The following is a 20,410-nucleotide window of genomic DNA, read 5'->3' as shown; positions in this document are numbered from 1 at the left end:
TTGATCCGCGGCAAGGCGCGGGAGAGACAGCGGCGCGACATGTTGAAGACCCCCGTCGGACTGGTGACCGTGACGCTGTCGGCGGCGATCCTGCTGGCCGCTTCGCTGTTGATCGTGACCGGCACCCAGGGCGAGGACCGCGCGCACCCTGCGCAGCTCACGGCGCCTGCCGCCAAGCCGGCCCCGCACAACTAACCCCATTTGTGGAAGATCAGGAACGCGCCGGCGGCGATGAAGGCAAAGCCGAGCGCGTGATTCCAGCCCAGCGGCTCCTTCAAATACAGCACCGAGAAGCCGGCGAACACGACCAGCGTGATCACCTCCTGCATGGTCTTGAGCTGCGCCGCCGAGTAGACCGCGCTGCCCCAGCGATTGGCCGGCACCGCAAGCCAGTATTCGAAGAAGGCGATGCCCCAGCTCACCATGATGACGATCGGGAGCGAGTGATCCTTGAACTTGAGATGGCCGTACCAGGCGAAGGTCATGAAGACGTTCGAGGCGAACAGCATCAGGATCGGCAGCAGCGAAGGCGAAATGGTGGGCATCGATGTCCTCTTGAGCAAAGCAGGCGGTAACCCGCAGGCACGAAACCGGGTTCCATGCCGATCTGCATATCATTTGATTTGAAAGCAGCGAAAGCTGGTTCGGATAGGGCAAGGCCGTCTTAACGGTCGGGGCCAAAATCCCGGCACCATTGCGGCTCTGTCGTCAAACTGCGGCCCTGTCGTTCGTTTGATAAGACAGTTAGCGAGAACGCGCATGCGGTTCGACTGGCGTGCAATTTCAGGACCGGCCTTGACGGCGATCACGGCGCTCGCCGCCTTCCTGATCGATCGCCTGATCGTCGCCGTTCCCAATCCCGCGCCGCTGTTCGTCTGCATCGTGGCGCTGGCGAGCTCCGTCAGCGGCATCACCTCCGGGCTGATCTCCGCCGCGATCGCGGTCGTCGCCTCGGCGCTGTTCTTCCTCGATCATCGTGCGCTGCCCGGTTATGACACCGCCGACGTCGCGCGGATGCTGATGCTGGTCGCGACGACGGCCGGCACCGCCTTGATCACCGGGATGCTGCGGCAGAAATGGATCGATGCCTTTGCAGCGGAGCAGCAGCATCACGCCACCGCGGCCCGGCTCGCCGCCGCGCTCGACCAGGTCGACATCGGCATCGTGCTGCTCGACGTCGACACCCGCGCCGAGTTCATCAACCGCGCCTTCCGCGATTATTTCGCGCTGTCGGATGCGCAGGCCGAGAGCAAGCCGCCCTTCGTCGCGCTGATGTATCACGGCCGCGACACCGGCGCCTATGAATTGCCGGAAGACGAACTGAGTGCATTCGTTGCCAAGCGCATCGAGATGATGCGCGCAGGCGATTCCACGCCGATCAACCTCAATCTCGCCGACGGCCAGGTGCTGCGCTTCAGCTGCACGGCGTTGCCCGACGGCGGCCGCATGCTGAGCTACACGCCGGTGACGGACCTGGTGCGCCACACCGACGATCCCGCCAAGGCCGACGAATACCGGGCGCAGCGCGCCGGGCGCGAACGCCATCTGGCGCGGCTGCTCCGCGCCGCCGAGTGAAGCGCGACTTCCTCCGCAATTGATCCGGCACCACAGCGACGGTAGAACGTGCCAAGCGATGCGCACGCATCGCGCAACGCGGGATCATTCATGTCCGACGACGTCACCATCCGCTTCGTCACGCGCGACGATTACGCCCAATGGCTTCCTCTGTGGGACGGCTACAATGCCTTCTACGAGCGGTCCGGACCGACGGCGCTCGCGCCCGAGATCACCGCGATGACCTGGGAGCGCTTCTTCGACGCCTATGAGCCGGTGCATGCGCTGGTTGCCGACGCCGGCGGAAAACTGCTCGGGCTGACGCATTATCTGTTTCACCGCTCGACCACGGCGATCGCGCCGACCTGCTACTTGCAGGATCTCTTCACCAGCGAGGCCGCGCGCGGCAAGGGCGTCGGCCGCGCCTTGATCAACGGCGTCTACACGCAGGCGAAGCTGGTGGGTTCGCCGCGCGTCTACTGGCAGACGCATGAGACCAACCACACCGCGATGCAGCTTTATGACAAGGTCGCCGACAGGCCGGGCTTCGTGATCTACCGCAAGATTCTCTGAGCACCGTTGCGCAACCTGTGGATTAACCGGGATGTCACCGGCGCGTTACAAAGCCCGGCTAGGCTTCGCTCGCGTAAGATCAGGCCCCCCGTCTCAGATCCTGCGCCCCGAGCGGTCCCCGTCAGTCGCCGCGTCTGACCGGGACCGCTTTTTTTGCGATATTGCCGTGCGTGATAGGTGCCATGCGTCACCCGCGGTAGGTCGGCACCTTGCCGCGCTCCGGCGTGCACGCCACTATGCGCGCCGTCCCCTCGCCTATCCCACAGGATTATCTCATGGAAATTCGTAATCTCGGCGGCTCCGGCCTGCGCGTGTCCGCGGTCGGCATCGGCTGCAACAATTTCGGCCAGCGCACCGATCTGGAAACTTCGCGCAAGGTGATCCACAAGGCGATCGACCTCGGCATCACCCTGTTCGACACCGCCGACATCTATGCCGGCATGGGCGGCTCGGAAACCGTGCTCGGCACCGTGCTGGGCGACCGCCGCAAGGACATCGTGCTCGCCACCAAATACTCGAAGCCGATGGCGACCGACGGCACCAGGCAGGGCGCCTCGCGGCGCTACATCATGGCGGCGGTCGAAGCGAGCCTCACCCGCCTGAAGACCGATTACATCGATCTCTACCAGCAGCACGACTACGATCCGCTGACGCCGATCGACGAGACGCTGCGCGCGCTCGACGATCTCGTGCGCCAGGGCAAGGTGCGCTACATCGGCAACTCCAACTTCCCGGCATGGCGGATCGCGGAAGCGGAATACGTCGCGCGCCAGATGAACGTGAACCGCTTCGTCTCCTGCCAGGACGAATACAGCCTCGTGGTGCGCGGCATCGAGAAGGATCTGTTGCCTGCGGCGCAGCAGTACAATCTCGGCCTGCTGCCGTTCTTCCCGCTCGCCAGCGGTCTGTTGACCGGAAAGTACCAGCGCGGCACTGCTGCGCCCGCCGACACCCGCTTCGCCAAGGCGCCGGCTCTGAAGGATCGCTACGTCACGCCGCGCAACGAGGACATCGTCGAGCAGCTGCAGGCCTTCGCAAGAGAACGCGGCCACACCATGCTCGAGCTCGCCTTCTCCTGGCTCGCCGCCCGCCCGCAAGTCGCAAGCGTGATCGCCGGCGCGACGCGTCCCGAGCAGATCGAGCAGAACGTGAAGGCGATCAGCTGGAAGCTGAGCGCGGACGAGATGGCGGAGATCGATAGGATTACCAAGTAATTTCGTCGTCGTCCCGGCGAAGGCCGGGACCCATAACCACAAATGCGCGTGGTTATGGCGCGCTGTGGCCCCAGCGTGCTCGAAAAATTGCAACGGTGGTTATGGGTCCCGGCCTTCGCCGGGACGACACCGTTGCTGAGGTCAGCCCTTACGCCACCAGCCCCTTCATCGGCTTCGCCGGCGCGCTGTCGGGGAACACCGTCTCGGCCAGCACGCGCTCGCCGAGGCCGAACTGGTCGTGCAGCACGCCCTTGATCACGGCGCGCAGGTCGGTGGTCGGGGCGAGGTCGCGGGCCTGGTAGAGATTGGCCGGCTTGAGGCCCGGCCAGTCCGTGATCATCCGGCCGCCGTTGACAGCGCCGCCGGCGAGCAGCGCGATGGTGCCGGTGCCGTGGTCGGTGCCCTCGGTGCCGTTGATGCGCGCGGTGCGGCCGAACTCGGTGGCGACCACGATCACTGTGTCGCGCCAGCGCGCGCCGAGGCCACTCTGAAATTCCGCCAGCGCACCATCGAGTCCGCCGAGCAGCTGCGCGAGGCGGCCGACCGGGCCGCCTTCATTGGCATGCGTATCCCAGCCGTCGAAGGCGAGCGCGCCGATCCGCGGGCCGTCATCGGCCGCCATCAGCTTGGCGGCGCCGCGCGCCACCAGCCGCATCGCCGCCACGCCGCCTCCGCCCGGCTTCGGCTTCATCTCGTCGCCCCGGGCCTGCTTGTCGAGCTGCAATCCTTGCGTCAGTGCGCTCGCCAGCGTCGGATCGCGGTGCTGGTAGAGATCGAGCAGCCGCATCGCGGTGTCGTCGGCGGCCTGCGGCAGCGCGGTCGGCGCCCAGCCGACGGTCGGCGCCGCGCCGCGCAACACCAGCGGCGTGGTCGGGCCGACCGCGAGCGCACTCGTCACCCGCTCGCCTTTCGGCAGCGCCTCCAGCGCGCGGTTGAGCCAGCCGGACTGTACGCGGCCGGGACCGGGGAAACCGCTCTCCAGCACATCCTGGCCGTCGAAATGCGAACGGTCGCGATAGGAGGTCGCAACCGCATGGACCACCGCGGCCTGCTTGGCGCGATACATCCGCGCGAATTCCGGCATCGCCGGGTGCAGGCCGAAGAACGGATCCAGCATCACGGCCGCGTTCGGCCCATCGGCCTTCAGCGCGATCGCACCGTGCAGGGCGGCGTAGTCCGGATCGCCAATCGGCGCGACGGTGGCGAGGCCGTCGAGCGCGCCGCGCAGGATCACGACGATGAAGCGGGGATCGCGACCGTCGGCGGCGCGCGCGAATTTCGGCAAATAGGCCCAGGCGGCAAAGGAGGCGCCGCCAAGCAGCAGCGCGCGCCGCGACGTCGCCTGCAGCATCAGGCCCTCGGAGCAATCCATCGTCATCTCCTCTGGAATTCCGGCGACATCAACAGCAGCGCCAGCGCCTGCTGCCGCGACTCCGCGCGCTCGATGGTACGCCGTGTCTCGGGCGAGGCGGCATCTGCGGCCACCAGTTCGAGCAGATCGCGCGGATCGAACCGGTCGGCGAGTTGCGAGGCGAGCTGCGCCGAGATGTCGAGCCTGAGCTTGAGACCCTCAGGTGCCGCCCAGGCCGCGCTCGTATCTGGGAAACCGTTCGGCCCGGCGGGCGACCACAAGGGCTGGCCGAGCACGTTGAGCCCGTTGAGATAGCGGCCGGGGTCCTCCGGATTGCGCGCCAGCAAGCGGCCGGAGGCGACCAGGAATTCGTAGGGTGACCGCATCTTCGTCAGCGGCGCCTGCCACGCTTCATTCGACTCGACCAGCGCGGTGGCGAGCGCCCTGAGATCGCCGTCGGTCTTGCTGAACGTATCCTGCAGCTTCGCCACCAGCGCCGGCGGCGGATCATCCGTGACAAAGTGGCGGGCGAATTTGGTCGCGATGAATTTTGCCGTCGAGGGATGCCGCGCGATGTCGGACAGCACCGCCTCGCCCTGCGCGACGCCGGCCTGCGCATAGGTCTTGCCCAGCACCTGCTGCGGACCGGGCTGGTGCGCATTGGCATTGAACACAAAACTGCCGGGCGTGCCGAGCTGGCCCTGTCGGCCGGCAAAGGTCCAGCCGGTGATGACGCGCGCCAGCGACGTGACGTCATCTTGCGTGTAGCCGCCGCCGACGCCGAGCGTATGCAGCTCCATGATCTCACGGGCGAGGTTTTCGTTGAGGCCGCGGTTGCGGTTGATGCCGGCGCGCGACTCCGGCCCCAGCGATTGCTGATTGTCGAGGAAGAACAGCATCGCCGGATGCTGTTCGACGGCCTTCAGCATGTCGCCGAAGCGGCCGAGCACGTGCGGGCGGATCGCCTCGCGCTCGAACGAGCCGGCCCACATCCGCGCCAGCGCGCCCTTGTTGGCGGAGATGCAGAAGTGATTGGACCAGAACACCACGAGCCGCTCGACGAAGCCGCAATCGGCCACCACGCCGCGCTGCAGCCGCGCCAGCGCCTCGGCGCGGAACGTCTTCTGGATGATGTTGAGCGGCTGCCCCGGCGGCTTGGGTGGAGCTGCCGATGGCTGCATCGTCGGAGGCTGCATCGTCGGCGACGGCGTCATCGCCGCATTGGCGTTGTCGGCCGCCTGCGCCTGCATCGCCGGATCGATCTCCTTAGCGGCGGAAGAGAGCGACAGATTGCGCCGCTGCTGCGGCTTGGCGTCCGGCCCCTGCGGCGTCTCGCTGGCGCCTGATTGCGCGGCCTTCGCGGCGTTGCGCGCCTGCTGGATCTCCAACTGATAGTCGAACACCTGCTTGCCCAGTTCCGGCGTCGAGAGCAGGCCGGGCACTTCGAGCAGCGCGCCGTTCGGACGCGCCAGCTCCGCCAGCACGAATCCGCGCGGATCGGAGGCGGCGTTGATGAAGTCGCCGGCCGCCCCGCCGCGGGCGCCAAATCCAAATCGGTTGAGGGCAACCAGCGCGGCTTGCGAATCACGGGCCATCACAGTGTCCTCAGCAATTCCCTTGGCGGCCGATCCCGGCTATATCAGTTGCATGGCATCATAGCGCGGTTCGGGATGAACCCGAGATTAATTCGCGCATTAAATCGCGGTTAGAATGCGCCCTTCTTCAAACGATCGTTCCGAACCAGTCTCTGCGCGCAGGCTTGCCTGCACGGCATGCGGCAGCGAATTCTCCTGCTCGCTCGCCGGACCGTGCTGGTGTTCCGATGAAAGCTTTCGCCTGCCGATGCCGACTGACGGCGGCGACTGCCTGTGCCCTTCATGCTTACGGAAACTGGCGGAGCAGCAGGCAGCGGTGGGCGCAACGTGAACGCGCGCTGGACCGTCGACGCCGTCCTGCTCGACATGGACGGCACGCTGCTCGACACCGAGAAGGTTTACTTCGACAGCCTGGTCGCGGCGCTGAACGCATGCGGCTACACCGATAACGTCGTTGCGCTGTGCCATTCCATGGTCGGACTGCCCGGCCCGGTCTGCGAGGCGATGCTGCGCGACCACTACGGCGTGGCCTTTCCGCTCGACGACGTCAATCGTGCCTTCCTCGAACATCGCGATCGGATGATGCGCTCGGGCCTGCCGCTCAAGCCCGGCACGCTCGATCTGCTGGATGCAATCGCCACCGCGGGACGCCCGATGGCGATCGTCACCTCGTCCTCGCGCCGCTCGGCCGAGCGCAACCTGGCGCTTGCCGGCATTCGCGACCGTTTCGAGACGCTGCTGACGCTTGACGATGTCGCTGAGGGCAAGCCGGACCCGGAGCTCTATCTCAAGGCAGCGGCGCGGCTCGGCGTGACGCCACAGGCCTGCATCGCCGTGGAGGATTCCAACCACGGCGTCACTGCCGCCCACGCCGCCGGCGCCATCACGCTGATGGTGCCGGACATGGCGCCGCCGACCGAGGCGACACGCGCGAAATGCGCGGCCGTGCTGCCCGACCTCAACGCGGTGCTGGCGCTGCTGCAGGAGCGCGGCGCGCTTTAGCCGTCATTGCGAGGAGCTCGCGACAAAATTGCAAAAGCAATTTTGCGCTGAAGCGACGAAGCAATCCATGTCCCCACAAATTGTGAGATGGATTGCTTCGCTTCGCTCGCAATGACGGCTTACTCAGCGGGCCCGGCAAACAGCAGCAGATTGCCGTCCGGATCATTGACGATAAAATCCCGCGCGCCCCATGGCTGCCGCTTCAGCGTCTGGAACAAGTTCACATCAGCCGCCTGAAACTCCAGGAACAGCGCCTTGATCTCGTTGGCGCTGGCGACCGTCAGCGACGCCGCCAGCAACTGCTCGCGATCGCGCAGCGCGCCGTCAATCAGCGGCGCCGCGACGCAGCGCAGATTGAGTTTTGCTCCGTCGCGCACGACCTGCGCGTAGAACGGCGGCTCGCCATAGGTGAAGGCGACGGTGAAGCCGAGCTTGCCGACGAAGAAGTCGCACGCCGCATTGATATCGGCCACGAACAGCTGCGGCTCGGCAGCGGTGATGAAGGGTCTGGTCGATTGAACGTCTGCACGATCGGTCATGGTCAAGGATCCTGTCTTGAGCGCCTGCCAGCTCTCGAACCCATGCTGCCGCGCGACCAATTCCTGCGCATCGCCCAGCTTGAAGCTGTGCGCGAGGATTTCGGAATCTGTCATCTGGCTGAAACGGGACAAGCCCGACCTGATCTGGGCGGCCGAGCGCAAGGCGACCGCAGCAGACATTGCCGTCGCTAACAACGCTTTCGCTCCCCCAGATCCGCAACCTCACCCCACCGGCATTTGGCCATCGTGCTCGGCGGAAGCAGTCCCGGCCTGCTTCGGAGGTAGGGTGAACTGAAATATGGCGCCCCGAGGTTTATTTGCGGTGGCCCACATCCGTCCCCCGTGCGCCGCGACGATCGACTGACAGATGGCCAAGCCCATGCCTATGCCATGGGGCTTGGTTGTGTAGAAGGCTTCGAAGATGTGGTCCACGCTCGACGCTTCGAATCCCATGCCGGAATCCAGCGCGCTGACGAGCACGCCGCCAACGGCGTCCGCTTCGGTTCTGATCTGCAGCTCCCGCTCCCCCTCGTCGAGGCTGGCCATGGCTTCGACGGCATTGACGATCAGGTTGAGGATCACCTGCTGCAGCTGAATGCGATCACCTTCGATCTGCGGCAAGTCCCCGGCGAGTTGCGTCTGCAGCGAGACGCGATGCCTCAGCACTTCGTTCCGGACCAGGGCAATGACGTCGAGGACGGCTTCGTTGAGGTCGAAACGGCTCCTGGGCGGTGGCGCCTTCCTGATCAGGGCTCGGATCCGGCTGATGATGTCCCCGGCCCGTTTCCCGTCCGCGGCGATCCAGGTGAGGGCCTGACGGACCTCGTCGAGGTTGGGCGGGTGGGCACCCAACCAGCGCAGAGCCGCCTCGGCGTTGGTGACCGCCGCGGAAATCGGCTGATTGACCTCATGGGCAATCGAGGCCGTCAGCTGCCCCACCGTCGCGATGCGATTGAAGTGCGCGAGCTCTGCCTGGGTCCGCTCGCGTTCGATGATGCGCTCTTTAAACACTCGAACCGCCGCCGCCATCGCACCGATTTCATCGCCCCGGCCAACCCCGGGGACGGCGATGCTGGTGTCGCCCCTGGCCAGTGCTGCCATGGCGCTGGTCATGCGGGTGATCGGCATCGTGATGGTGCGCGTGAGTAGAACGCCCATCAGCACTGCGGTCATGAGCGAGGCTGCGCCGCCGAGAATGGTCATTGCGTATGCAGTCGCGTACGCCTGTTTCTGCACGACGTCGCGTTCTGCCAATAAGTCGCGCTCAACCGTGTCGATTTCGTCCAGCTTGCCGCGGACGAGGTCCATTGCGGTTTTGCTGACCTCCGAGGCCGTCACCGAGTGTGCCTCCTCGCGCGTCTTTGGGTTCGCCATCAGCGCGACCTTCCGCTCGGCGACCTCCGAGCGCCACTTCGTCGCCAGCTCGTTTAATTCATCAAGCCGGCTCTGCTGAGCGCGGTTGTCCGAGGTGAGGTCCCTTAGCCTCCGGATCGCCACGCCGAAGACTTGGCCGCCCTTATGATAGGGCTCCAAAAATTTCTGGTCGCCGGTGAGCAAATAGCCGAGCACACCGATTTCCTGATCCAACATTGCCTCCAGTGCCATGTCTAGCGTGTCCAACACGTCAGTGGTGTGAACCCGCAAAATTTTGGCCGCTTCGATCACGCGAAGCCTGTCGTATACGATCGCGCTGCTCACAAATATGATCGCAACTACTGCGGCAAACGCGACCATGAGCTTGTGTGAGATCTGCAAATTCGGAAAAGCGGACACATGATCCTCGAAAGCCGAAATCCACCGAATGACCAGCTTTTTAGTCGAGATTGTCCCCGAGCGAGGGCATTAGCAATGGAGTGGCCATAGGGCAAAGTGGCGCGTCCGCAAGTTCCGCGCCAGTGGGACGCTTGATGCGATGCGCTCGTTCGGTCTTGGCGACGGGGGCCGTCGTTGGAACTATAGCTTTGCCCATATCTGAGGGGGTGCTGGCGAATCGGCGAGGTGAACACTCCCGTGCCGTTGACCTCATGAAACCGATCCTCGACAGGATGCACCGTCTCGGAGGAAGTCCCGCGCAACAGGACGTTCTGGAGCAAGTCTTTGGCGACGACGTGCGCCTGATACTCGCTCGGGGTACGGCGCGATATCCAATTCCGCCCGAACGCCGGACTGGATATGCCCAAGCAGCACGGCAGTTTCGGCACTAAGTTTGGGCTAAGCCCAACCCGCCTTCGCTGCTTCGGCACCACGTAATCGAACGAAGCAGCTATTTGCTGCGGTGCATGAGTCCGGATGTGCCCAAAGTAGACCCGCCCGCATGAGCCGCGAACGTCCGCTTTGGGAAGCAAGGCAGACGAAACTCAGGAACGTCCCATCGGCCCCTACCCCGAAGCGGATATGCCGTGATGGTCATCGCCCGCTTGGGCTTGGGCGGGTGATCCAGTATTCTAGGAGACCCGCGCCGTACGGGATACCCTGCCTCACGGGGCACCCCTCGGCTTAGCGGGACAAATTGGACATTGTATTGGCGAGTGCAGAGATGGAAATAACACGGGGCTCGCAATCGCGAGCCCCGCTGTGCACTTGGCGTGCACTTAGCAACTTCAGGCCTTGTGATGGACAGTTTGCAGGCCATAGACCGGCGTCGGAATTCTCTCGTAGCGAGCCTTCAACTGGAGGGAAAGGAATTGCGAGTAATGTCGCGACTGATGCAGATTGCCGCCATGGAACCATAGCCCCTCCTGCTGCGTCGGCTTCCACATGTTGCGCTGTTCACCTTCCCATGGACCGGGGTCCTTTGTCGTATTCGAGCCGAGACCCCAGACCTTGCCGACTTTGTCGGCCATTTCCCGACTCACGAGATCGGCGACAAAGCCATTCATCGAGCTGTAGCCGGTGGCATAGACGATTACGTCCGCCGGCAATTCCTTGCCGTTGTCGAGCTTGACGCCGTTGGGCGTGATCTCCTCGACCTGGCCAGTGAACAGTTTGATTTTGCCGTCAATAATAAGCTGCGAAGCACCGACGTCGATATAATAGCCCGAGCCCCGGCGCAGATATTTCATGAACAGCCCGGAATCGTCGTCACCGAAGTCGAGCTTGAAGCCGGCCTTCTCCAGCCCGGCATAGAAAGCGGCGTCATCCTGGCGGATCTTGTCGTAGACCGGCTTCTGAAATTGATTCAAGATCCGGTAGGGCAGTGAGGCGAAGATCAGATCGGCCTTTGCCGTCGTCATTCCACTGCGGACGGCACGTTCGGAATAAAGATCGCCGAGGCTCTCCATCAGCGAATCCGAGCGCACAATGTGGGTCGTCGAGCGCTGCACCATCGTTACGTCGACGCCGGCCTCGTACAGCGCAGCACAGATGTCGTGGGCGGAATTGTTCGAGCCGATCACCACCACCTTCTTGCCTTTGTAACTGTCGGAACCGGGATGACGTGAGGAATGGTGTTGCTCGCCCTTGAAGGTTTCCATACCTTTGATTTTTGGCATGTTCGGCTTGGCCGACATTCCGGTCGCGAACACAAGTTGCTTGGGCCGTAGCGCAATTTCCCCGCCATCACGTTCGACGACGACGGTCCATTCCTTCCTGGTCTCGTCCCAACTGGCGTGTTTGGCTGTGGTGTTCGTCCAGTAGTTCAACTCCATAACCTTGGCGTACATCTCCAGCCAATCGCCGATCTTGTCCTTTGGCGAGAACACTGGCCAGTTCTTGGGGAAATCGATGTAGGGCAAGTGATCGTACCAGACGGGGTCGTGGAGACAGAGCGACTTGTAGCGGTTGCGCCAGGAATCACCCGCGCGTGCGTTCTTTTCGACGATGATCGTCGGCACTCCGAGCTGGCGCAGCCGCGCCCCGAGCGCAATGCCGCCCTGCCCGCCGCCGATGATAAGTCCGTAGGGCTGGGTCTTGAAGCCGAGCTTGTCGACTTCTTCGTCACGCAGCTCCTTCCAGGTCTTGGCGCCGGGATTGACGCCGTGCCTGGCGCCGAGCGGTCGGCTGAAGCCAGCCTTTTCCTCGTGGCCCTTGAGTTCGGCTACGGTCGTCAAGAGCGTCCAGATCTGGCCATTCTGCAGGCGGATGAGTCCATATCCGCGCGCGACCTCGGTCTCGAACGAGATCCAAGCCTCGGTCACGCCGCCAGCCTCGGTTGGCGCTTCGCCCTCGACGGTTTTCCAGTTGCGCGGCTTCACATGCGCGAGGCAATGCGCGAGCATATCGCGGATCTGATCGCGGCCTTCCAGTGTCTTGATGTTCCAGGTGAAGGCAACAAGGTCGCGCCAGTAGCATTCCGGAGCGAACATTTCGACGGCGGCATCGAGATCGCCCGCCGCAAGCGCGGCTTCAAACTTGTCGAGGAAAACCTGGACGCGCGCGCTAAGCGTGGTGTCGAGCATCACTTCCTCCCGGATGTCGTTTACATTTTTTCTGCGCAGGCAGCGTAACCTTATCCCAACTATCGCGGGAATCCAGACTGTCGCGGCAAGGTGTTACATAGGTCTAAAAGTGGGCCCCTTTCGCAAGTGCCGCGCTGGCTATCGAAAGTCCGGTATCGGGGGTGAAGCGGACGTTACGGGCTCGATGACAAATGACTGTCCAAGTCACTCCGACAGCGAGTGACCGATCAATCGCGCGACGATGTCAGGTGCTGCGCGGACGCCAAAGCCTTCGAGTAAGTGCACCGGTCGGGTCGGGTAGCTCTGCGCGCTAGCGAATTGGGATAATGCCGGAAGCGTGGCAGCGGCCGCTGCCAGATGCAGGAATGACGGCGTGGAAGTTTCATTGCGGCCTCCCCAAACTGCTGGCATGCGGAATCTCTGCGGAGCCGCACGGGAGGCCGCACACACAGACGCTGGCTCAATTTCGATGCACGCCTGCCGACGGCATGAGCGCTGCGGCTAAGAGAAAAGGGACTTCGGCACGTCCCGCTCGGCAGCTCATGAGCAGCCTATCTCAGTTGCACGACCGGCGGAAGGCATGAATTGATGTGGTCCCTCACATTGCTGCGCGTGGGACGTACCAGCGGCGCTATTGGCTTGTGTGATACCTGGTCGAGAAAGCAGCCGATTAGCGCATGCTAAGGCTGGCTACGCGGTTTTGGCTTCCGCGAACCGCGGCAAACTGGTAAGATTCAGATCGAACCTGCTCACCGGGAAGTCGACGAAGCCGATCACGCCACTCTACGTGAAGTGATGTGCAATGGTTCCGAAAACCCAATACGCAAAGAGCGGTGATGTTCGCATCGCCTATCAGGTCGTCGGCGAAGGGCCCTTCGACCTCGTGTTCGTTCCTGGTTTCATCTCAAACCTCGATGTCGCTTGGGAGGAGCCCTATCGTGCGCGGGTTTGGACCCGCTTGGCGGCCTTCGCACGCCTGATCATGTTCGACAAGCGCGGCACCGGGCTTTCCGACAGAGCGGTTGGTGTGCCAACCTTGGAAGAGCGCATGGACGATGTTCGCGCGGTCATGGATGCCGTGGGCTCGCAACAGGCTGCCCTGTTCGGCATCTCTGAAGGCGGTGCGATGTCAGTCTTGTTCGCGGCCACCTACCCAGAGCGTACCCGAGCGTTGGTCCTGTACGGCGCCTATGGCCACTTCAGTTCGTGGGTTGTGCCCCCGGACATGATAGATGCCGCCCTGGATCGCATGGAAAAAAATTGGGGGACCGGCGAGAGCCTCCGTTTGTTCGCCCCCAGTATGGCATCAGATGAGACGTTCAAGCTGTCATGGGCCCGTTTTGAACGTCTGGGTGCAAGTCCTTCCGCAGTTGTCGCGCTTATGCGAATGAACAGCGAAATCGATATTCGTCCAATCCTTCCGTCGATACGGGTGCCGACGTTCATTATTCATCGACAAGGGGACGTTCGCGTCAACGTTGAAGCGGGGCGGTTCATGGCCCGGCAAATCCCAAACGCGAAATATCTCGAACTGCCCGGCAGTGATCACGCGTTGTGGACTGGCGAAACAGAACGGGTATTGGATGCGGTTGAAGAGTTCCTGACAGGCTCACGGTCCGCAATCGAATCTGATCGCGTGCTCGCCACCGTTCTGTTCACTGACATTGTTAACTCAACCAGGCGTGCCGAGACGATCGGTGATCGTGCATGGCACGATGTGCTTGATCGGCACAACGCGCTCGTGCGGCGGGAGATTTCGCGATATAGAGGGCATGAGGTGAGGACAATGGGAGACGGCTTCCTGGCAACTTTTGACGGGCCCGCTCGGTCAATCCGGTGCGCTCTGGCGATCAATGAAGGCCTTGAAGCTCTTGGGCTGCAGGTAAGGGCCGGCCTTCATACCGGCGAGGTCGAAATGGCCGATGATGATCTGAGCGGCATCGCGGTCCACATTGCATCGCGGGTCGCGACGATGGCAAAGCCCGGGCAGGTTCTGGTGTCGAATACAGTCCGTGATCTTGTCGCAGGATCAAACATCAGGTTTCATGACGAAGGTAGTCATGCCCTGAAGGGTCTCACAGAAAGCGTCAGATTGTTCGCGGCCGAACGCTAGTGGCGCAAAGCGGATGTTCTGCAAACCCCGTTGCGGACATCGGGCTGTCGCTCAACGACCGGTACCTGGGGCCACGCCCTGACCCTTACAATGTGCTACTTTGAGCCGGCACGCTCCCCCGTCTCCAGCCGGAACCGTTGCACCATGATCCATTACCATGACCCGGCATGGACCGAAGAAAGCCGCTTCCGCGGTGCCCTCGACGATGTGATAATCATCCCACTTGTTTTTGTCGCGCTCGCCGCAAACAAAATCCTGCGTTTCATTCTTTCGATCTTGATGCGACTGCTCGACTACGCCTTCCCGTTAGCAATGCAGATTGTCTGGCTTCCGCTCTTCGCGGCCAGGGTTCTTGGCAATGTCATCTTTACTGTCATGAACGGCGCGTTGCGCTTCCTTCCCCTTTCCGAGTCGAAACGTCGACAGTGGAATACATCGATCCGCCGGAACTGGTCGTGGCTCCGGCGGAAGATTAGCTATCGGGCGTTCGAACATGCTGTGTACATTGCATTTGAAAGCGGCATGGCATGGGTGTTCCGAAAATGCCGGCATCTCACGCCGAACACCGCATTGCTCGTGATCCTGGGCGCGGTACTTTGGCTCCCCATCTCTTTCGGGGCTGCAACGGCGATGCACGCGGTATTGTTTGCCAAGGTCACGTCCTGGCCAGCTTGGATGCAGCTCTTGCATCCGCTGGCAACGGTCATCGCCAAGAGCAAGCTTTTGGTGCTGCCGGTGTACCCGGCAGCCTGGCCACAGGCCAAAAAACACTCGTTCGTTCAGCTCGCATTCAAGAGCTATGAAACCATCAAGTCCCTGTATGTGATCAAAAAGGCCGGTTTTCGCTATCGGCAGGCAGAGACCGCCGGCGTCGCGGCGGTTGAGAGGCTCGAGCGCACCGCCGGCCTTGCAACGGCGGTAAGGTGGCTGCGCGAGGCGCATGTCACCGAACATCTCGGCGTCGAAAAGCCCACTCAGAAATTGCGTTCGTTCTTCTCGCGATGGTCAATTCAGTTCTCGGCCGAATACTACGAAGCGAAGGAACGGCAAGCCTCAAGTATCCCATCATGAAACAGCAGCAAGCTACGAACGCTGAGATGTTCATCAATCTCGCGCGGGTCGATGACCATCGGGGATTCCGCTTTTCTCGAAGCAGCGGGCTCCGCGGCGGATGCTGGGCTGAAGCGCGTGATCCTGTCCCCTCTTGCCCCGTCAATCGACGAGGCGGTTGAATACCGGTGCCACTTCCGAGTTTGGCCCAATGCCGACGTTCACTCAGACCGGATTTTATGTCGCCATTTCAGAGCGCAGCGGACGCGGCCTTTATGGTACACGCCTAGCCTCGTTTACGCCCCGGCTTGCCCAACGCCGTCTCGATCAGCGTGCGCGCGGCCTCGCCGGCCGTTTCCATGTAGCTCGCATCGCGATGCAGCAGCACCACCGCGAACGATCCATCCAGCAGCAGCAGGATCTGCCGCGCCAGTTTTGGCGGATCGGCAATCCCCTGTTCCGCGAAGGTGGCGCGCAGCCAGTCCTCGAACTTCTTCTTGTGCGCGGCGCCGATCCTGATCGCGGGATGCCCGGGCAGGTTGGCGAGCTCGGCGGAGGTGCGCAGGAAGCCGCAGCCCTTCCACTTCGGATGCCGCGCCGAGCGCGCGAGCTTCTTGAAGATCGCCTCGACTTTCGCCGGCAGGCCGCCTTCGGCCTCGGCGAACCATGTCCTGAACAGCGCGAGGTTGGGTTGGTCGCGCGCGGCCAGATAGGCGGCGACCAAATCGTCCTTGCTCTTGAAGTGATAATACAGCGTGCGCTTGGTGAGGCCGGCCTTGGCGGCGACCTCGTCGACGCTGACGCGGCGGATGCCTTCATTGTAGAACAGCGCGCTTGCCGCCTGGACGATGCGCGCGCGGGTGGGCTCGGAGGGTCTGGGCATGGCGCGTATGTATACTAACCAGTGAATATACACAAATCGCGGCAGGCCCTACATTCGGCGCCGCGACAGCAATGCCGGAGACTGCCTATGCCCGAACCCATCCTGCTCGAGCCCCAAAACGGGATCGCCCTGATCACCCTGAACCGTCCCGCGCAGCTCAACGCGCTGAACTACGCGCTGATCGATCAGCTGATGGCGGCGCTCGACCGCATCGAGGGCGATGCCGCGGTGCGCGCCGTGATCCTGACCGGCGCCGGCGAGCGCGCCTTTTCGGCGGGCGCCGACATCCACGAATTCTCCGGTAGCGTCAAACAGGGGGCGGCCGTCGCGGTGCGCGATTTCGTCCGCCGCGGACAGACGATGACCGCGCGGCTGGAGGCGTTCAGGAAGCCTGTGATCGCCGCGGTCAACGGGCTCGCCTTCGGCGGCGGCTGCGAGATCACCGAGGCCGTGCACCTCGCCATCGCCAGCGATCGCGCGCTATTTGCAAAACCCGAGATCAAGCTCGGCATGCCCCCGACCTTCGGCGGCACGCAGCGGCTGCCGCGGCTGGCGGGACGCAAGCGCGGGCTGGAGCTGCTGCTGGCGGGCGATCCGTTCTCGCCGGAGCACGCACGCGAGATCGGGCTCGTGAACCAGATCGTGCCGCACGATCAATTGCTGACCGCCGCGCGCAAGCTCGCCGGCCGCATCATCAGGCATTCACCCGGTGCCGTTGCCAGCACCATCACCGCGGTGACGCGCGGGCTCAACATGCCGATTGCCGAGGGCCTGCTGATCGAGAGCGAGCAATTCGCGACGCTGGTGCCGGGTCGTGATCTTGCCGAGGGACTGGCGGCGTGGAAGGAGCGGCGGCCGGCGAAGTATGTCGGGGCGTGAGGCGCGCTTTATCAACTCGTCATGCCCGGGCACAGCCGTCCGAAGGACGGCGTCGCTTCCGCTCGCCTATGGCCCGGGCATCCATGTCTTCCCGCGCATGCCCCAAGACGTGGATGGCCGGGACAAGCCCGGCCATGACGAGGGATAGAGTGTGTCCTACCGCACCACCGCCGCGGTCTGCCCGAACAGCAGCTTGCGCTCTTCCTCGGTGCGGATCGCGGGCTGGCCGAAATTCAGGTTGACCTCCTTCGCCTTGGCATAGGCGCGCTCGGTCGCGGGACGCTTGCCGATCGTCTCCAGCCAGCGCTTCAGATGCGGGAAGTTCTCGATCTCCTGGCCCTGGTTCTTGTAGGGCACCACCCAGGGATAGCTCGCCATGTCGGCGATCGAGTAGTCGCCGGCGATGAATTCGCGGTCTGCAAGCCGCTTGTTGAGCACGCCGTAGAGCCGGTTGGTCTCGTTGACATAGCGGTCGATCGCGTAAGGCAGCTTCTCGACCGCATAGTTGCGGAAGTGATGGTTCTGCCCGGCCATCGGCCCGAGCCCGCCCATCTGCCAGAACGTCCACTGGATCGCGTCATAGCGGCCGTAGAGATCCGCAGGCAGAAATTTTCCGGTCTTCTCGGCGAGATAGAGCAGGATCGCGCCGGACTCGAACAGGGAGATCGGTTTGCCGCCGCCCTTCGGCGCGTGATCAAGGATCGCGGGGATGCGGTTGTTCGGCGCGACTTGCAGGAAGTCCGGTTTGAACTGATCGCCCTTGCCGATGTTGACCGGGAAAATCCTGTACTCCAATCCGGTCTCTTCGAGGAACATCGTTATCTTGTGACCGTTCGGCGTGGACCAGTAATGGAGGTCGATCATGGGGCGATCCTGCGTTTCCAGAGATTGCTGATATCGTGCATCTGATGAGAAAGATGCGATTGCATGGATTTGCCCGCAAAGCCGCACCCAAGTCAATGGCGCGCGCATTGCACCGCGCGCGAATGTGATCTGCAGACAACGCAAGTGCGCGATTGAGCCGCGCCTCAATTGCTCCTAGGCTCCGCCTCGGTTCGCGCTGATGAATTTTCAAAACACGGGGCATTGCAATGACACGAGATTTGGCACGACGTGATTTCCTGAAGGGCTCGGCGGCGATCGCCGGCGCCGCAGCCGCGGGCGCATTCTCCTGCGTCGAGATCGCGAGCGCGGCGCCGATCCAGGTGCCGACCGTCGACAAGCTGTCGATCCGCGTCCTCGTCGATTCCAGCTTCGACTTGTTCCTGCGGCCCAAACAGGCGCACGGCGTCTCGATCGCGCCGGCGGCACGCGGCCCCGACTTCCGCAAATCGCTGCACAATGAATGGGGCCTCTCGCTGTGGCTGGAATCGGAGGCCGCGGGCAGCCAGCGCACGCTGATGCTGGACTATGGCTACACGCCCGAGGTGCTGCTCAACAACATGGAGCTGGTCGGCGTCGATCCCGCCAAGCTCGACGCACTGATCGTGAGCCACGGTCACTACGACCATTTCGGCGGCCTCAACGGCTTCCTCGACAAATTTCGCGACAGACTGCCGGCCGATGTGAAGCTCTATGCCGGCGGCGAGGACAATTTCTGCCACCGCGTCAACGCGACGCCGACCAAGGGCCAGTTCGCCGATTTCGGCACGCTGGACCGCCGCCAGCTCGCCGCGCAGCGCGTCACCACGGTGCTGTGCGAGACCCCGACCGTGATCGCCGGCCACGCCTTCACGACCGGCAAGATCACCCGCCGCAGCATCGAACGCATCCTGCCGCAGACCTGGGTCGAGTTCAGCATGAAGGACGGGCTCGGCTGCAACGCCAGCCACTATCTGCCGGCCGAGATGGAAGGCAAGATCGTGCCCGACGAGCACATCCACGAGCACGCCACCTGCTTCAATGTGAAGGATTTTGGCCTGGTCGTGATCTCGTCCTGCGGCCATGTCGGCATCGTCAATTCGGTGAAGCAGGCGCAGGAGGTCTCGGGCATCCAGAAGGTGCACGCGATCGTCGGCGGCTTCCATCTCGGACCGGCGCCGAAGGACTACCTCACCGAGGTGGTCGCCGAGATCAAGAAGCTCGACCCCGACGTCTTGATCCCGATGCATTGCTCCGGGCTCAACTTCGTGCAGGAGGCGACCGCGCAAATGGGCGACAGGGTGCTGGTCACCACCACCGGCAGCCGCCTCTCCTTCGGCATATGAGCCGAAACATCCTGCGCGTCATCGCGTGCGCCGGCGCCGGCCTGTGGCTGACGCTGGCGGCCGCGGCGGCCGGCGATGCACTGGGGCAATCGGCGCGCTCGGCCGCCGAGATCATGGACATCCTGATGTGGAATCGGGAGCCGGTCGGCGGCCCGTTCGCGCTGACCGATCAGGCCGGGCATGCGCGCACCGACAAGGAGTTTCGCGGCAAATTGATGCTGGTCTATTTCGGCTTCACCTATTGCCCCGACGTCTGCCCGACCGATTTGCAGGCGATCGCGCAGATGCTCGACAAGCTCGGCCCTGACGGCGAACAGGTGCAGCCGATCTTCATCACGGTCGATCCCGAGCGCGACACCGCCGCGCATCTGGCAGAATATGTGCCGCTGTTCCATCCGCGGCTGATCGGCCTCACCGGCAGCGCCGACGCAATCCGCCAGGTGGCCGATGCCTACAAGGTCTACTACGCCAGGGTGCCGCTGAAAGACGGCGACTACACCGTCGATCACACCGCCTACATCTATCTGATGGACCGTGACGGCAATTATCTGGGCTTCTTCCCGCCGGGCACGTCGGCCGACCGCATGGTCGAGATCATCCGGCCGAGGCTCGCCGAGCCGGCGCGCTGGTGCCGCAACGGGATCGCCCTCCCTCTCCCGCTTGCGGGGGAGGGTCGGGGTGGGGGTATCACCGCGAGTCGCTTCGTGGAGAGAGCCCCCACCCGCATCGCATCTTCGATGCGATGCGACCTCCCCCGCAAGCGGGAGAGGTGAAGCGAGTTCGCGGATAGGCCGCGCACCTCTTAATGCATCCGCTCAATGCATCCGTCCATGCGCGCGCAGAAACGTCTCGCCGCTTTCGGTCACCATCACCCGCATGCCCTCGACCGAGGGGCGGCGCGCGACATAGCCGCGGTCGACGGCATCCTCCCAGATCGTCAGCCGCGGGCATGAGGTGCGCCACACCTCGAGCACCTCGGCATAGCGCCGCGGCTCGCGCGCGACCCACTCGACGAGGTCGAGTACCAGGGCATCGGTGGTCTCGGCCATCGGA

18 protein-coding genes and 1 pseudogene are annotated in these 20,410 nt (G+C 63.4%); 10 read left to right on the top strand and 9 right to left on the bottom strand.

All coding sequences use genetic code 11. The annotated features are described in order from the left end of the window. Nucleotides 1-39: 39 nt before the first annotated feature. On the top strand, nucleotides 40-195 hold the full coding sequence (locus tag WDM24_RS08085) for a hypothetical protein (RefSeq protein WP_165127744.1): 156 nt from the start codon (nucleotides 40-42) through the stop codon (nucleotides 193-195). Here the strand turns inward: WDM24_RS08085 and WDM24_RS08080 are convergent. Beyond that, complete coding sequence (locus WDM24_RS08080; RefSeq protein ID WP_166302837.1) at nucleotides 192-545, bottom strand: DMT family protein; 354 nt, start codon at nucleotides 543-545, stop codon at nucleotides 192-194. The genes WDM24_RS08085 and WDM24_RS08080 overlap by 4 nt on opposite strands. A 214-nt stretch (nucleotides 546-759) precedes the next feature. Here WDM24_RS08080 and WDM24_RS08075 point away from each other — a divergent pair, with 214 nt between their 5' ends. From WDM24_RS08075 to WDM24_RS08065, 3 genes are all read left to right on the top strand, one after another. After that, nucleotides 760-1,575, top strand: a complete 816-nt coding sequence (locus tag WDM24_RS08075; RefSeq protein WP_166302834.1) for a PAS-domain containing protein — start codon at nucleotides 760-762, stop codon at nucleotides 1,573-1,575. A gap of 90 nt (nucleotides 1,576-1,665) precedes the next feature. Then, nucleotides 1,666-2,127: a GNAT family N-acetyltransferase gene (locus WDM24_RS08070; protein ID WP_338696457.1), complete on the top strand. Its 462-nt coding sequence runs from the start codon at nucleotides 1,666-1,668 to the stop codon at nucleotides 2,125-2,127. Between the two features lie 275 nt (nucleotides 2,128-2,402). Beyond that, nucleotides 2,403-3,341 (top strand): aldo/keto reductase, encoded by a 939-nt coding sequence (locus WDM24_RS08065; RefSeq protein ID WP_338830783.1) that lies wholly within the window; start codon nucleotides 2,403-2,405, stop codon nucleotides 3,339-3,341. 148 nt (nucleotides 3,342-3,489) lie between these two features. On the opposite strand, the gene WDM24_RS08060 is transcribed toward WDM24_RS08065, so the two are convergent. Both WDM24_RS08060 and WDM24_RS08055 read right to left on the bottom strand, forming a co-directional pair. After that, complete coding sequence (locus WDM24_RS08060) at nucleotides 3,490-4,719, bottom strand: DUF1501 domain-containing protein (RefSeq protein ID WP_338830782.1); 1,230 nt, start codon at nucleotides 4,717-4,719, stop codon at nucleotides 3,490-3,492. Then, nucleotides 4,716-6,287 (bottom strand): DUF1800 domain-containing protein, encoded by a 1,572-nt coding sequence (locus WDM24_RS08055; RefSeq protein ID WP_338830781.1) that lies wholly within the window; start codon nucleotides 6,285-6,287, stop codon nucleotides 4,716-4,718. The genes WDM24_RS08060 and WDM24_RS08055 overlap by 4 nt, the downstream gene beginning before the upstream one ends. Nucleotides 6,288-6,614: 327 nt before the next feature. Here WDM24_RS08055 and WDM24_RS08045 point away from each other — a divergent pair, with 327 nt between their 5' ends. After that, nucleotides 6,615-7,289: an HAD family phosphatase gene (locus tag WDM24_RS08045; RefSeq protein WP_338830779.1), complete on the top strand. Its 675-nt coding sequence runs from the start codon at nucleotides 6,615-6,617 to the stop codon at nucleotides 7,287-7,289. A gap of 119 nt (nucleotides 7,290-7,408) precedes the next feature. Here the strand turns inward: WDM24_RS08045 and WDM24_RS08040 are convergent, their stop codons facing one another. From WDM24_RS08040 to WDM24_RS08030, 3 genes are all read right to left on the bottom strand, one after another. Then, complete coding sequence (locus WDM24_RS08040; protein WP_248114481.1) at nucleotides 7,409-7,942, bottom strand: VOC family protein; 534 nt, start codon at nucleotides 7,940-7,942, stop codon at nucleotides 7,409-7,411. Nucleotides 7,943-8,050: 108 nt separating this feature from the next. Beyond that, complete coding sequence (locus WDM24_RS08035; protein ID WP_338830778.1) at nucleotides 8,051-9,601, bottom strand: CHASE3 domain-containing protein; 1,551 nt, start codon at nucleotides 9,599-9,601, stop codon at nucleotides 8,051-8,053. A gap of 827 nt (nucleotides 9,602-10,428) precedes the next feature. Next, nucleotides 10,429-12,225 (bottom strand): NAD(P)/FAD-dependent oxidoreductase, encoded by a 1,797-nt coding sequence (locus WDM24_RS08030; protein WP_338830777.1) that lies wholly within the window; start codon nucleotides 12,223-12,225, stop codon nucleotides 10,429-10,431. A gap of 802 nt (nucleotides 12,226-13,027) precedes the next feature. On the opposite strand from WDM24_RS08030, the gene WDM24_RS08025 reads away from it, so the two are divergent. Continuing rightward, nucleotides 13,028-14,338: an adenylate/guanylate cyclase domain-containing protein gene (locus WDM24_RS08025; RefSeq protein ID WP_338830776.1), complete on the top strand. Its 1,311-nt coding sequence runs from the start codon at nucleotides 13,028-13,030 to the stop codon at nucleotides 14,336-14,338. Nucleotides 14,339-14,482: 144 nt separating this feature from the next. Continuing rightward, nucleotides 14,483-15,409, top strand: coding sequence for a hypothetical protein (locus tag WDM24_RS08020; RefSeq protein WP_338696441.1), 927 nt, complete (start codon nucleotides 14,483-14,485; stop codon nucleotides 15,407-15,409). 265 nt (nucleotides 15,410-15,674) lie between these two features. Here the strand turns inward: WDM24_RS08020 and WDM24_RS08015 are convergent, their stop codons facing one another. After that, the gene (locus tag WDM24_RS08015; RefSeq protein WP_338830775.1) at nucleotides 15,675-16,271 is read right to left on the bottom strand and encodes a TetR/AcrR family transcriptional regulator; all 597 of its coding nucleotides are present in this window, start codon (nucleotides 16,269-16,271) and stop codon (nucleotides 15,675-15,677) included. 87 nt (nucleotides 16,272-16,358) lie between these two features. Between WDM24_RS08015 and WDM24_RS08010 the strand changes: the two genes are divergently transcribed. Further along, nucleotides 16,359-17,150, top strand: a complete 792-nt coding sequence (locus WDM24_RS08010) for a crotonase/enoyl-CoA hydratase family protein (RefSeq protein WP_338830774.1) — start codon at nucleotides 16,359-16,361, stop codon at nucleotides 17,148-17,150. A gap of 156 nt (nucleotides 17,151-17,306) precedes the next feature. Here the strand turns inward: WDM24_RS08010 and WDM24_RS08005 are convergent, their stop codons facing one another. Continuing rightward, entirely contained in the window at nucleotides 17,307-18,014 is a 708-nt protein-coding gene (locus WDM24_RS08005) for a glutathione binding-like protein (protein WP_338830773.1), read from the bottom strand. Between the two features lie 227 nt (nucleotides 18,015-18,241). On the opposite strand from WDM24_RS08005, the gene WDM24_RS08000 reads away from it, so the two are divergent. Both WDM24_RS08000 and WDM24_RS07995 read left to right on the top strand, forming a co-directional pair. Then, complete coding sequence (locus WDM24_RS08000; protein WP_338830772.1) at nucleotides 18,242-19,357, top strand: MBL fold metallo-hydrolase; 1,116 nt, start codon at nucleotides 18,242-18,244, stop codon at nucleotides 19,355-19,357. Continuing rightward, nucleotides 19,354-19,971: pseudogene (locus WDM24_RS07995) on the top strand (SCO family protein); the annotation flags it as partial. The gene WDM24_RS08000 and the pseudogene WDM24_RS07995, both read left to right, overlap by 4 nt. 201 nt (nucleotides 19,972-20,172) lie before the next feature. Here the strand turns inward: WDM24_RS07995 and WDM24_RS07990 are convergent. Next, nucleotides 20,173-20,406 carry a hypothetical protein gene (locus tag WDM24_RS07990; protein WP_338696429.1) on the bottom strand — a complete coding sequence of 78 codons (234 nt, stop codon included), beginning with the start codon at nucleotides 20,404-20,406 and terminating at the stop codon, nucleotides 20,173-20,175. Between the last annotated feature and the right edge of the window lie 4 nt (nucleotides 20,407-20,410).

Source organism: Bradyrhizobium sp. 27S5, assembly GCF_037217225.1.
Classification (GTDB): Bacteria; Pseudomonadota; Alphaproteobacteria; order Rhizobiales; family Xanthobacteraceae; genus Bradyrhizobium; species Bradyrhizobium septentrionale.
This window is presented reverse-complemented; position numbering and strand designations above follow the sequence as displayed.

Bases quoted from the DNA above. Each gene is read 5' to 3' on its own strand.
- WDM24_RS08085 (WP_165127744.1), top strand. From the start codon at position 40: ATGTTGAAGACCCCCGTCGGACTGGTGACCGTGACGCTGTCGGCGGCG.
- WDM24_RS08080 (WP_166302837.1), bottom strand. From the start codon at position 545: ATGCCCACCATTTCGCCTTCGCTGCTGCCGATCCTGATGCTGTTCGCC.
- WDM24_RS08075 (WP_166302834.1), top strand. From the start codon at position 760: ATGCGGTTCGACTGGCGTGCAATTTCAGGACCGGCCTTGACGGCGATC.
- WDM24_RS08070 (WP_338696457.1), top strand. From the start codon at position 1,666: ATGTCCGACGACGTCACCATCCGCTTCGTCACGCGCGACGATTACGCC.
- WDM24_RS08065 (WP_338830783.1), top strand. From the start codon at position 2,403: ATGGAAATTCGTAATCTCGGCGGCTCCGGCCTGCGCGTGTCCGCGGTC.
- WDM24_RS08060 (WP_338830782.1), bottom strand. From the start codon at position 4,719: ATGACGATGGATTGCTCCGAGGGCCTGATGCTGCAGGCGACGTCGCGG.
- WDM24_RS08055 (WP_338830781.1), bottom strand. From the start codon at position 6,287: ATGGCCCGTGATTCGCAAGCCGCGCTGGTTGCCCTCAACCGATTTGGA.
- WDM24_RS08040 (WP_248114481.1), bottom strand. From the start codon at position 7,942: ATGACAGATTCCGAAATCCTCGCGCACAGCTTCAAGCTGGGCGATGCG.
- WDM24_RS08030 (WP_338830777.1), bottom strand. From the start codon at position 12,225: ATGCTCGACACCACGCTTAGCGCGCGCGTCCAGGTTTTCCTCGACAAG.
- WDM24_RS08025 (WP_338830776.1), top strand. From the start codon at position 13,028: ATGGTTCCGAAAACCCAATACGCAAAGAGCGGTGATGTTCGCATCGCC.
- WDM24_RS08020 (WP_338696441.1), top strand. From the start codon at position 14,483: ATGATCCATTACCATGACCCGGCATGGACCGAAGAAAGCCGCTTCCGC.
- WDM24_RS08015 (WP_338830775.1), bottom strand. From the start codon at position 16,271: ATGCCCAGACCCTCCGAGCCCACCCGCGCGCGCATCGTCCAGGCGGCA.
- WDM24_RS08010 (WP_338830774.1), top strand. From the start codon at position 16,359: ATGCCCGAACCCATCCTGCTCGAGCCCCAAAACGGGATCGCCCTGATC.
- WDM24_RS08005 (WP_338830773.1), bottom strand. From the start codon at position 18,014: ATGATCGACCTCCATTACTGGTCCACGCCGAACGGTCACAAGATAACG.
- WDM24_RS08000 (WP_338830772.1), top strand. From the start codon at position 18,242: ATGACACGAGATTTGGCACGACGTGATTTCCTGAAGGGCTCGGCGGCG.
- WDM24_RS07990 (WP_338696429.1), bottom strand. From the start codon at position 20,406: ATGGCCGAGACCACCGATGCCCTGGTACTCGACCTCGTCGAGTGGGTC.